Origin of the sequence: Pseudomonas oryzihabitans, assembly GCF_032027545.1 — a bacterium.
Lineage (GTDB): Bacteria > Pseudomonadota > Gammaproteobacteria > Pseudomonadales > Pseudomonadaceae > Chryseomonas > Chryseomonas oryzihabitans_F.
This window is the reverse complement of the sequence record NZ_JAVSJB010000003.1, coordinates 1-12,329: the sequence shown is the minus strand read 5'-3', so window position 1 is coordinate 12,329 and position 12,329 is coordinate 1. Positions and strand designations below refer to the sequence as shown.

Here is a 12,329-nt window from a genome sequence, read left to right as displayed (position 1 = left end):
ACCCTGCCGGTGCCGGTGCCGGTCGGTGGCCTATCACTCTCGGCTGCCCGGCGGTTGCTGGGCCAGCCATTGCATGGGCGTCAGGCCCAGTTCGGTCCGGAACGCCGCGCGCAGGGCGTGGGCATCGGCGAAGCCGCAGCGACTGGCGATACTCTCCAGGCCGCGCGCGCCCGCCGCGAGTTGCGCCTGGGCCTGGGCGACCCGCATCCGTCTGAGCCAATCCTTGAGACCGCCCCCGGTTCTTTCGCGAAGATGACGCGACAGGTTGCGCCGGCTCATGCCGACGCGCGCGGCCAGTTCGTCCAGCGAGGGCGAGTACCGCGGATCGGCGCGCAAGGCCTCGAGTGCCTCGCTGAGACGGCGCGCGCCGGACGACCCCAGTATCGGTTGCTTGAGCAGTTGCGCCTGGGTACCGGCGCGTTGCGGCGCGGCGACCAGATGGCGGGCCACGCGATTGGCCTCGCCAGTCCCCCTCAGCCGGCCCAGCAGGTGCAGGCAGCAGTCGAGGCCCGCCGCGAGACCGGCGGAGGTCAACACCGCGCCTTCGTCGACGAACAGGGCGTCGGCTTCCACCTGGATGTCGGGATGGCGCCGGGCGAAGGCCTCGGTGTGGCGCCAATGGGTGGTGGCGCGCCGCCCCTGCAGCAAGCCGGCCGCCGCCAGGCCGAAGGCGCCCAGGCAGAGGCCGACCACCAGGGCGCCGCGGGCGGCGGCTTCGCTCAGGACCTCGAGCAGGTCCGCGCTGACCGGCTCGTCCGCATCCCGCCAGCCGGGCAGGATGACCACGTCGGCCTCGTGCGCCCGCGCCAGCGGCCATTGGGTCGTCAGGGCGAGACCGCCGATGCCGCCCAACTGGCCCGGATTCGCGCAGACCGAAAGCTGATGGCCCGCCTCGAGAAAGGGTTCGCCAAAGACCGCCAGGGGCGTCGAGAGCAGAAAGGGACTGATGCCGGGATAGGCGAGGATGGCGATGTGCATTGCCCGATTTCTACCTTGATTGTCGCGTTGCGCCCTGCTGGCAGGCCTCGACCGGATGGCACCATGGCGCTCATCCAGACCAGTCCGCGCCTGGCACCAAAGGAGTCCAGCATGAGCCGTGCCCTAGTGATCGTCGATATCCAGAACGACTATTTTCCCGGCGGCGCCCTGGCGCTGTGGGAGGCCGAGGCCGTCGAGCGGCGGATCGTCGAGGCCATCGCCAAGGCCCGGCAGGCGGGCGATGCCGTGGTCTTGATCCAGCACCTGTCCCTGGCCACGAGTGGCCTGTTCGCCCTGGGCAGTCCGGGCAGCGCCTTGCGCCCGGCCATCCTCGCCGCCGCGCCGGATGCGCCGGTGGTGACCAAGGAGGTCGCCGATGCCTTTCAGGGCACGACCCTGGCGAGCCAGCTGGACGGCGTCGACGAACTGCTCATCGGCGGCATGATGACGCAGAACTGCATCGCCTTCACCACCCTGGCCGCCCTCGCGGCGGGGCGGGCCGTCACCGTCGTCGGCGATCTCTGCACCGCGCCGCTGGAGGTGGTGCATCGCATCGCGCTGAACGCCCTGGCCTCCAAGACCGCGGTCCGCAACGCGGCAGAACTCTGGTGATCGCCGCGTCCGTTGGTGCCGGGTCTCAGTGCCCGGTGCTGGCGGAAAACAGCTGGATCACCACCACCCCTGCGACGATCAGGCCCATGCCGAGCATGGCCGGCAGGTCCAGCTTCTGGCCATAGAGGTAGGCGGCGGCGATGCTCACCAGCACGATGCCCAGGCCGGCCCAGATGGCATAGGCGATGCCCACCGGGATGCTGCGCACCACCAGGGTCAGCATCCAGAAGGCGAGGGCATAGCCGGCGATCACCAGGAACAGCGGCAGCGGCTTGTTCAGGCCGTCGATGGCCTTCATGGAGGTGGTGGCGACGACTTCGGCGGCGATGGCGATGGCTAGGTAGATGTATCCAGTCATGGTGAGTCCTCCTGTCGAATGCGCCCATTGTGCCCGAACGTTCGATAGGTGAAAGTTGATACCTATCTTTCGGGAAGATGGGTCATGCAGTGGAATCTTGAGCAACTGGAGATCTTCGTCGGGGTGGCCGAAGGCGCGAGCTTCTCGGCCATGGGCCGGCGCCTGGGGCGTGCGCAGTCAGCGATCAGCTCGGCCATTGCCCTGTTGGAGACCGACCTGGGCGTGGCCTTGTTCGAGCGCAGCAATGGCCGTACCCCGGTCATTACCGCGGCCGGGCGCGCCCTGCTGGAAGAGGCGCGCGAGGTGCTGCGCCAGTGCCAACGCCTGGATAGCCGCGCCCAGGCCCTCTGCGCCGGGCAGGAGCCGCTGCTGCGCCTGGCGCTGGACGAGGCCATGCCCTATCAGCCGGTACTGGATGCCCTGGACGCCTTGGCCGCCGCCTTTCCTCATCTGGAAGTCCAACTCACCAGCAGCGCCCAGGGTGACGTGGCGCGCAAGCTGCTGACCAACCAGGCCGACCTTGGCCTGCTGTTCCGCCATGAGCGCATGCCCCAGGCCCTGGAACGCCAGGCGTTGGGCGACGTCGCCCAGGTCACCGCCTGCAGTGCCAGCCATCCCCTGGCGGGGCAGCGGGGGGTAGGGCGGCGTGAACTGGCCCGCCATCGGCAATTGCTCATCGCGCCGCTGGAGAATGCCTATCCCGGCGGCGAGCAGATCGCGCCCCAGGTCTGGCGTGCCGACAGCTTCTACCTCCTGGCCGAACTGCTGATGCGCGGCCTGGGCTGGGGCTGGCTGCCCCGGCATGTGGCACGCTATCCCTCCTACCAGGGCCTGCTGGCCGAACTGGAGTGCGACTGGGTACCGCCCGCGCTGGTGGTGGAGCTGGCCTGGCGCCGCAATGCCGCTCCGGGGCCGGCGGCGCGTTGGCTGGCGCAGCGGCTGGCGGAGGAGTTGCGGGCGATCGGATGAGGCCGACCTGTCGGGCTTCGCTACGCTCGGTGCTCACAGCCACATTCTGGCCAGATCCGTGGGGCAGCTTGGCCAGCGCCAGGGCGTGACCGCTGCGATACTCAATTCATCCCTCTGACCTGCGATGATCGCCATGACCCGAATCCCCGCCCTCGGCCAGCGCTACGTCTTCGTCGTCCTGGCATTGATCTTTCTCGCCCTGCTGGTCTCGGCCGGGGTGAGGTCCACCCCCGGCGTGCTGCTCCTGCCGCTGCAGGAAACCTTTGGCTGGAGTCGCGAGAGCGTGTCCTTCGCCGCCGCCGTGGGCATCTTCCTCTACGGCCTGGTCGGGCCCTTCGCCGCCGCCCTGATGCAGACCCTGGGTATCCGTCGCACCCTGCTCGGCGGCCTCGCCCTGATCAGCCTGGCCACCGCCCTGAGCACCCTGATGCGCGAACCCTGGCATCTGGTAGCCACCTGGGGCGTGCTCAGCGGCCTGGGCACCGGTTGCGTGGCCATGGTGCTGGGCGCCGCCATCGTCAACCGCTGGTTCGTCGCCCGCCGCGGGCTGATGATGGGCCTGCTGGCGGCCAGCACGGCTACTGGCAACTTGGTATTCCTGCCGTTGCTGGCCCATCTCGCCAGTCACGAGGGCTGGCAGACCGTGGTGCTGACCGTGGCGGTGGCCAGCGCCGCCCTGATCCCGCTGGTGGCCTGGCTGCTGCCGGAGCGCCCGGCGGACGTCGGCCTGCGGCCCCATGGCGCCCCGGCGGACTACCAGACGCCGGCCGCCACCGCGCCGGGCAATCTGTTTCGCGTGACGCTCGGCACCCTGACCATGGCCAGCCGGCGGCGTGACTTCTGGTTGCTGTTCCTCACCTTCTTCGTCTGCGGCTTCACCACCAATGGCCTGATCGGTACCCACTTCATCGCCATGGGCCACGACCATGGCCTGTCCCAGGTCCAGGCCGCCGGCATCCTCGCGCTGATGGGCATCTTCGACCTGGTGGGCACCACCGCTTCCGGCTGGCTGACCGACCGTTACGATCCGCGCCGCCTGCTGTTCGTCTACTACAGCCTGCGCGGCCTTTCGCTGATCTACCTGCCGTTCTCCGGCTTCGCCCCCGAGCAGCTACTGCTGTTCGGCATCTTCTACGGCCTGGACTGGATCGCCACGGTGCCGCCCACGGTCAAGCTCACCAACCAGAGCTTTGGCGAGAAGACCGCCCCGGTGGTGTTCGGCTGGGTGTTCTGCGGCCATATGCTCGGTGCCGCCTGTGCGGCCTTTCTCGCCGGCGCCCTGCGCGAACACTTCGGCTCCTACCAGGAAGCCCTGGTACTGGCAGGGCTGACCGGCATCCTGGCGGCGCTGATGGCCTTGGGGATAGGGCGCCGGGCCTCTGGAGAGCCATCAGCGCAGCCGGTGACGACCTAATGGAAATCGGCTCTATATAGTGAGTCGGCGGCCTGAAAGCATCGACCTAGAAGCCTTGCCTTCTACCATCCAGGTCGAAAAAACGCCCTCAGAGCGATTTTTCGCTAGCGTCCTTGGCAAGCCTGCTTAGGCTTGCCCGCTCCGGCCACCGCAGGCCGCCGTTCGGACAAGGACCGTCGATGCAAGCCAAGTTCTCTCTGCCGCTTATCGCTTTCGCTACTCTGACCCTTCCTGGCCTGTGCCTGGCCGACACCCGTGCCGACCTGCTCGGGGTTTACCAGGCCGCCTTGGCTAATGACGCCCAGCTTGCTGCTGCTCGCCACGCCTACCAGGCTCAGCGTGAAGCCGTGCCCCAGGCACGGGCAGGCCTATTGCCGAGTCTGACCGCTGGGGCAACCAGCGAAGCCATCCGGCTATCTCGGGAAGAGCCGCAGCTTTCCCGCGAGCGCAGTGGTACCACCTTCCGCGCCAATTTGAGCCAGCCTCTGTTCCGCCTGGATCGCTGGTATGGCCTCAAGGCCGCCTACTCCACCGTCGCCCAGGCCGAACTGGAGCTGTCCGCCCAGGAGCAGGACCTGATCTATCGCACCGCCGAGGCCTATTTCGACACCTTGCGGCAACTGGATACCCTGGCCGCGGCCCAAGCCGAAGAAAAGGCTCTGCTGCGCCAGCGCGACCAGGCCCAGGGGCGCTTGGACGATGGCGCGGCGAGCATCACCGACGTGCTGGATGCTCAGGCGGCCTACGACGTGGCCCTGGCCAATCGGCAACTGGCCCAGCGCAAGGTGGACGATGCCTACGAGGCCTTGCTGCGCCTGACCCGCAAGTCCTACGACGGCATCGCCGGCATGAGCCACCGATTGCCCATCGAGCCGCCGCTGCCCAGCGATGCCAAGGCCTGGGTGGACGTCGCCCTGCGCCAGAACCTGCCGCTCCAGGCCAGCCAGTTCGCCGTCAGCGCGGCCGAAGAAACCCTGCGCCAGCGCAAGGCGGGCCATGCGCCTACCCTCGATGCCGTGGCCTCTGTCCGCAAGGGCGACAACGACAGCTTCGGCTACAGCAACCCGTCCGACTTCGGCAATAATGGCTACCGCGGCAATGTCACCCAGAGCTCCATCGGCCTGGAGCTGAACATTCCCCTGTACAGCGGTGGCCAGGTTAGTTCCCAGGTGCGGGAATCCACCGAGCGCCTCTACCAGCGTCAGGACGAGCAGGAGGACCGGCGTCGGGAAACGGTCCTCAACACCCGTAACGCCTATCGGGCGGTGAACAGCGATATCGAGCAGGTGCGCGCCCGGCGGCAAAGCATCGTCTCGGGTGAAAAAGCCGTGGAGGCCAACCAGGTCGGTTTGGAGGTCGGTTCGCGCAACATGAGCGACGTCCTTGCAGCCGAGCGCCAGCTCTATGCCGCCGTACGGGATTACAACGACGCCCGCTACGCCTTCATCCTAGACACCCTGAAACTCAAGCAGGCTGCTGGTACCTTGGCGCCCAATGATCTCCAGGCCCTGGCTGCCTACCTCGATCCTGGCTATGTGCCCGAGCGGGATTTCTTGCCAAAAGGTCTGCGCTAGAGCGGTCCGGTTCTCATCTGTTCTGTTTCAAATTATGTATCGAGCTAGATAATCTAGTCCTCGCAAGGTTAGTCTTTTTCAACTAGCGACTACCTTTGCACGGACGCAAAATGAGCGAACAGGGAAGTGGCGCGGCTGCGCCTGATGTCTCCGCACGTCTCGACACCGGCCTGGCCTGCCTGGTCATGCTGGCGCGCTTTCACCAGGTGGCTGCCTCGGCCGAGCAACTCGCCCACGAATTCGCCGCGCCGGGCCAGAGCTTGGGTACTGCCGAGCTACTGCTGGCCGCCCGCAAGCTGGGCCTCAAGGCCAAGACCGCCCACACCACCGTCGCGCGTCTCGAGCAGACTCCGCTGCCGGCCATCGTGCAGGACCGCGACGGCGAATTTTTCATTCTTGCCCGGCTCGACCAGGGTAAGGCGCTGATCCACGACCCCAAGGCCCAGCGCCCCGAAGTCATCAGCCTCGACGTCCTGGAAACCCGCTGGACCGGTCAGCTCATCCTAGTGCGCGCCCAGGCCGGTGCCCCGGGCGAGGCCTCACGCTTCGACTTCACCTGGTTCATCCCGGCCATCGTCAAGTACCGCAAGCTGCTGGGCGAAGTCCTGCTGGTCTCCTTCGTCCTGCAACTCTTCGCCCTGGTCACCCCGCTGTTCTTCCAGGTGGTGATGGACAAGGTCCTGGTCCACCACGGCCTTACCACCCTCGATGTCATCGCCATTGGCCTGGTCGGCATCATGGTCTTCGAATCGCTGCTGTCGGGCCTGCGCAGCTACGTCTTCGCCCATACCGCCAGCCGCATCGACGTCGAACTCGGCTCCAAACTGTTCCGTCACCTCATCACCCTGCCGCTGGCGTATTTCCAGGCGCGCCGGGTCGGCGACTCCGTCGCCCGGGTGCGCGAACTGGAAAACATCCGTAGCTTCCTCACCGGTAACGCCATCACCCTGGTGCTGGATCTGCTGTTCTCGGTGGTCTTCCTGGGGGTGATGTTCTACTACAGCGGCTGGCTGACCCTGATCGTCGTGCTGTCACTGCCGCTGTATGTGCTGGTCTCGGTGCTGATCACCCCGGTCCTGCGCAAGCGCCTGGATGAAAGCTTCGCCCGCGGTGCGGAAAACCAGGCGTTCCTGGTCGAGACCGTCAACGGCATCGACACCCTCAAATCCATGGCCGTCGAGCCCCAGGCCACCCGTAAATGGGACAACCAGCTCGCCGCCTACGTCGCCGCCGGCTTCAAGACCCAGAACCTCTCCACCCTGGCCAACGAAAGCGTCTCCCTGATCGGCAAACTGGTCACCGTCGCCACCCTCTGGCTGGGCGCGCGCCTGGTCATCGACGGCCAGCTCAGCGTTGGCCAACTCATCGCCTTCAACATGCTGGCCGGCCGGGTGGCCCAGCCGATCATGCGGTTGGCCCAGCTATGGACCAACTTCCAGCAGACCGGCGTCTCGGTACAGCGCCTGGGCGATATCCTCAACAGCCCCACCGAACTCAGCCAGGCCACCCGCAGTGCCCTGCCGCCGCTGCGTGGCCAGATCGAATTCGACCAGGTTCACTTCCGCTACCGCCCGGACGGCTCCGAAGTCCTGCGGGGCATCAGCCTGAGCATCCGCGCGGGCGAAATCATCGGCGTGGTCGGTCGCTCCGGTTCCGGCAAAAGCACCCTGACCCGCCTGCTGCAACGACTCTACGTCCCCGAGCGGGGTCGGGTACTGGTCGACGGCATGGACCTGGCCCTGGCCGACGTCTCCTCCCTGCGCCGGCAGATCGGCGTGGTGCTGCAGGACAACCTGCTGTTCAACCGCAGCCTCCGTGAAAACATCGCCCTGACCGACGCCGGCGCGCCGCTGGAAGCCGTCATCCAGGCCGCCAAGCTGGCTGGCGCCCACGACTTCATCCTCGAACTCCCCGAAGGCTACGACACCCTCGTCGGCGAACATGGTGCCTCCCTCTCCGGCGGCCAGCGCCAGCGCATCGCCATCGCCCGCGCCCTCATGGGCAACCCGCGCATCCTCATCTTCGACGAAGCCACCAGCGCCCTGGACTACGAATCCGAACGCATCGTCCAGCAGAACATGCAGGCCATCTGCAAGGGGCGCACGGTGATCATCATCGCCCACCGGCTTTCGGCGGTACGCGACGCCCACCGCATCGTCGTCGTCGACCGCGGCCAGATCGTCGAGCAGGGCACCCATGCCGAACTGCTCAGCCACCAGGCCGGGCATTACTCGCGCTTGCATCGCCTGCAGCAGGGCGGCGCCTGACCACCCCGGACAATCGGTCACGGGTCACCCGTGCAGCACAACATCCACGTTCTACCCAACGTGCCCTCTCCCCCTGGGAGAGGGCCAGGGTGAGGGAACCGCCAAACCATGAACCCAGCCGCCTCCACCCCACCCGAACGCCATAGCCTGCTACGGCGCTACCGCCAGGTCTGGCAACATGCCTGGCGCCACCGCAAAAGCATGGATGCCCCACGTCGGCTCCCCCATGAAGTCCAATTCCTGCCAGCGGCATTGGAACTGCAGGACAAACCCCCGCATCCTGCTCCGCGCTATCTGCTGTGGGCCATCATGGGCTTCGCCGCCCTGGCCCTGCTCTGGGCCTGCTTGGGCAAAATAGACGTGGTCGCCGTCGCCACCGGCAAGGTCATCCCCAGCGGCAAGACCAAGGTCATCCAGCCCCACGAGACCGCCGTCGTCAAAGCCATCCATGTCCGCGACGGCCAGGCCGTCAAGGCCGGTGAACTGCTCATCGAACTGGACCCCACCGCAGCCGACGCCGACGTCGGTCGCCTCCAGAGCGACCTCATCGCCGCCCGCATCGACAGCGCTCGCGCCAGTGCCATGCTCGACGCCATCAAAAGCCACCAGCCGCCCGTGTTGCACGAGAGCGACCTGCACGAGGCCAACCCGGATCAATACCGTGCCGCTCAGCGCTGGCTGCAGGGCCAATACCAGGAATACCGCAGCAGCCTCGACCTGGTCGACGCAGAAATCGCCCAGCGCCAAGCCGACATCCAATCCGCCCGCACCCAGGTTGCCAGCCTGCAACAGACCCTGCCCATCGCCACCAAACTGGCCCAGGACTACGAACGCCTGCTACAGAAACAGTACATCGCTCGCCATGCCTACCTGGAAAAGGAACAGGCCCGCCTCGACCTCGCCCGGCAACTGGGCGTGCAACAGACCGCCGTGATCCAGGCCGGCGCGGCCAAGCAGGAGGCCGAGCGCCGCCGCGACGGCGTCATCGCCCAAACCCGCCGCTCCCTGCTCGACCTCCTGCAACAGGCCGACCAGAAGATCGCCAGCCTCACCCAGGAACTGGCCAAGGCCCGCTACCAGGAAGACCTCACCACCCTTGAAGCCCCGGTGGATGGCACCGTCCAGCAACTGGCCATCCACACCGTAGGCGGAGTGGTCACCCCCGCCCAGCCCTTGATGGTCATCGTGCCCCAGGATCAACCGGTGGAAGTAGAGGCCATGCTGGAAAACAAAGACATCGGCTTTGTGCATCCGGGGCAAGCGGTCACGGTCAAGGTCGAGACCTTCACCTACACCAAGTACGGCACCCTGGACGGCACGGTAGTCAGCGTGTCGCGCGATGCCATCGAGGATGAAAAGCGCGGCCTCATCTACAGCAGCAAGATCCGCCTGGACCGCGACCACCTGAACATCAACGGCCAGGACATCAAGCTGTCACCCGGCATGGCGGTAACGGTGGAAGTGAAGACCGATCAGCGCCGGGTGATCGAGTACTTCCTGAGTCCGCTGCAGCAGTACACGAGCGAGAGCATTCGGGAGAGATGAGTTGATATCAATATGAAAATAGCTTTTAGGTTTTTTGATGGGGCCAGGTTTTTTGTTTTTTTGTTTTGTTGTTCTGCTTTTGGAGGAGAGGATCGCACCTATGAGTCTCAGAGGTTGGAGGCGGCAAGGCGTCTGGAAATATATCTTATAGGGTCGGCTGTTTGCTCTAATTTGGCTGAGTGTCAAAAAAATAGAATAGCTGTAGTCACGCCATTTGGTCGGGGTTTTTTGGTTCAGGTGTGGGGTGTTGATGATTATTTGATTTTTGATGGGTTGTCTAAAATTTGTTTGTCTATTTTTTCAGTGGAGGAGTCTCTGAAGGAGGTGGTATGTGAGCTGTATTCTGTTAGTAGGGATGAATATTTAAGTATGCCGTTTTGGCGAAAAATAGACGCGAAATTTAGGATGTCTTTGACAAGGAGATAACTATGGCCTCGGTTGAGTTGCGAGTTGATGTTGGCGGTTCTGATTATATTCCTCATGCGTTTTTGATTGTAACTGGACCTGACGGGGTTGAGCGAGGTTATGGATTTGCTCCTGCAGAGCACGGTAGTTTGGCAGGTAGTGGAAAGATTTATGATGATACGTATCACGAGTATAACAGTACTACCGGAAAGTTGGAGTTATCAAGTCAAGAATATTCTAGGCTAATGGACTATATACGAGAGTCTGAGGCAAATCCGCCGCCGTATGATCTACCTTTCGGCTCTCAGTGTGCTAGTTGGGCTGTTAAGGCTTTGGTGGAGGCTGGTATTCCAGCGTTTGCTTCTCCTAATATGTATCCTGATAATATCCTTAGAGATATTTTTGAGACAATAGTTTGGAATCCGTATACGCAATGGTTGAACATAAAGATAAATGAAAATTTCAATTCTGCATTGAATTTTATTCAGAGGTATGATCCGCTTTCACTTGATCTCGATGGGGATGGCATCGAAACCGTCTCTGCCAATAGCGGCGTAGTTTTTGATTTCGATGGCGATGGGCTCAAAACAGGTACAGGCTGGGTCAAAGGCGACGATGGTTTCTTGGTACTCGATCGCAATGGCAACGGCACTATCGATAATGGTGGAGAGCTTTTTGGGATCGACACCATCAAGGCCAATGGCAAGAAAGCCGCCAATGGTTTCGACGCCCTGAGTGATTTTGACAGCAACGCTGATGGAATCTTCAATGCGGACGACAAGGCCTTTGGCGAGGTACGTGTCTGGCAGGATAAAAACCAAGATGGCGTTGCCCAGGGCAGTGAACTCAAGGCTCTCAAAGATCTGAATATTGCGGCTATTCACCTGGCTTCCAAAGAGACCAACATCGACTCTAACGGCAACCGCATCACGGCAACCGGCCGTTTCGAATTCGCTGATGGCCATAGCGGTACGGTCAATGGTAACCAAAGCCTGGCCGGCAACCTGGATCTCGCCGCCAATCCCTTCTACCGAAAGTATACTGACAAGGTTGTGCTGGACGAAGCCGTCAAGGCACTACCAAACATGCAAGGCTCGGGCGCCGTTCGCGATCTGCGCGAGGCGGCAAATGCCAGTCCTCAACTGGCGGAGCTACTCAGTCAATACGCTGCCTTGCAGACCCGTGCTGAACAGCGAGCCATGCTCGGCCAGATCGTGGCGGCTTGGGCCGATACGGCCAGCTTTGCCAGGCTTTTCGACCGCCTGGAGTCGACTAAGGTAGGCAACCTCAAGGTTGACTTTGAATATTCGTGGGTGCTTGCAGAGCGAAATAGTTTTGATGGTGGTGGAGGCTCCAATAATTCTGGTATTTCGCGGAACGGCGAAAGAGCTTCGGGTCCTACGGCTGAGCAGTTGGCACATAAGGCATTGTTGGAAAAGATCTCAATTCTCGAGGTCTTCAATGGCACGCGTTTCTATAACTTCCAATCCACCGATCCGAACCCGGATACCGGCTCTGACGGTTCGCTGAGGCTCACAGCGGGCGCGAATTTTTCTAACACGGTGGCCGCTGGCCGTAGCTCAGGTGGGGGTATCGCTTCCGAAGTCGTCATAACCGAAAAGCAGCTCCCCTTGAACTCGACTCAAGCCGACTTCCTGAGTCGGGCTTACGATCAGTTGCTGGACTCGGTCTATGACTCACTGCTATTCCAGACCCGCCTGAAACCTTACCTGGATGAAATAGATGTCAATTTTTCCGAAAAGGGGCTTGTGCTGGACTATTCGAAGGTCAGGGGGAAACTCTCCGAAGTCCATTCTCTTGATCCAGTGAAAGCCATCGTTGATGGCTTCGACTTGAGTGTCGCTTTGAAGAGGGAAGAGTGGGTTGCCGATCTATCTTCTTGGCTGGAAGGGCTTAACCAAGAACAGCAGGCCAGTCTGACTGCGCAATATGGTCCCGCTGCGAAGAGTTTCATGGGAACCTCCGCGGGTGATCAATGGGCTGGATCCTCCTTTACTGATTTCGTACTTGGAAAAATCGGTGACGACAGGTTGTCGGCCGGAGCGGGCGATGACTTCCTCGACGGTGGTTTGGGTAACGACTATTTGTCTGGCGGGGAAGGTAACGATGTCCTACAGGGTAGTGCCGGTAACGACAATCTATACGGTGGTAATGGCAATGACATCCTCGAGGGTGGGGTAGGCAAC

9 protein-coding genes are annotated in these 12,329 nt (G+C 63.0%); 7 read left to right on the top strand and 2 right to left on the bottom strand.

Annotated features, from left to right (window positions below):
* Nucleotides 1-33 precede the first annotated feature (33 nt).
* A complete protein-coding gene (locus tag RND78_RS05010; protein WP_312726580.1) occupies nucleotides 34-978 on the bottom strand; it encodes a helix-turn-helix domain-containing protein in 945 nt (314 codons plus the stop codon).
* A 111-nt stretch (nucleotides 979-1,089) separates the two neighbouring features.
* Here RND78_RS05010 and RND78_RS05005 point away from each other — a divergent pair, with 111 nt between their 5' ends.
* Complete coding sequence (locus RND78_RS05005) at nucleotides 1,090-1,590, top strand: isochorismatase family protein (protein ID WP_312726579.1); 501 nt, start codon at nucleotides 1,090-1,092, stop codon at nucleotides 1,588-1,590.
* Between the two features lie 25 nt (nucleotides 1,591-1,615).
* Here RND78_RS05005 and RND78_RS05000 read toward each other — a convergent pair whose 3' ends face one another.
* On the bottom strand, nucleotides 1,616-1,948 hold the full coding sequence (locus RND78_RS05000; RefSeq protein ID WP_312726578.1) for a DMT family transporter: 333 nt from the start codon (nucleotides 1,946-1,948) through the stop codon (nucleotides 1,616-1,618).
* 84 nt (nucleotides 1,949-2,032) lie between these two features.
* Between RND78_RS05000 and RND78_RS04995 the strand changes: the two genes are divergently transcribed.
* From RND78_RS04995 to RND78_RS04970, 6 genes are all read left to right on the top strand, one after another.
* Nucleotides 2,033-2,917: a LysR family transcriptional regulator gene (locus tag RND78_RS04995; RefSeq protein ID WP_312726577.1), complete on the top strand. Its 885-nt coding sequence runs from the start codon at nucleotides 2,033-2,035 to the stop codon at nucleotides 2,915-2,917.
* A 133-nt stretch (nucleotides 2,918-3,050) separates the two neighbouring features.
* A complete protein-coding gene (locus RND78_RS04990) occupies nucleotides 3,051-4,331 on the top strand; it encodes an MFS transporter (RefSeq protein WP_312726576.1) in 1,281 nt (426 codons plus the stop codon).
* A 179-nt stretch (nucleotides 4,332-4,510) separates the two neighbouring features.
* Nucleotides 4,511-5,905, top strand: a complete 1,395-nt coding sequence (locus RND78_RS04985) for a TolC family outer membrane protein (protein WP_312726575.1) — start codon at nucleotides 4,511-4,513, stop codon at nucleotides 5,903-5,905.
* Nucleotides 5,906-6,015: 110 nt separating this feature from the next.
* Nucleotides 6,016-8,172, top strand: a complete 2,157-nt coding sequence (locus tag RND78_RS04980; RefSeq protein ID WP_312726574.1) for a type I secretion system permease/ATPase — start codon at nucleotides 6,016-6,018, stop codon at nucleotides 8,170-8,172.
* A gap of 108 nt (nucleotides 8,173-8,280) precedes the next feature.
* The gene (locus tag RND78_RS04975; RefSeq protein ID WP_312726573.1) at nucleotides 8,281-9,717 is read left to right on the top strand and encodes an HlyD family type I secretion periplasmic adaptor subunit; all 1,437 of its coding nucleotides are present in this window, start codon (nucleotides 8,281-8,283) and stop codon (nucleotides 9,715-9,717) included.
* Nucleotides 9,718-10,145: 428 nt separating this feature from the next.
* Nucleotides 10,146-12,329: calcium-binding protein (locus RND78_RS04970; protein WP_409457020.1), on the top strand; the 2,184-nt coding region annotated here is incomplete at its 3' end.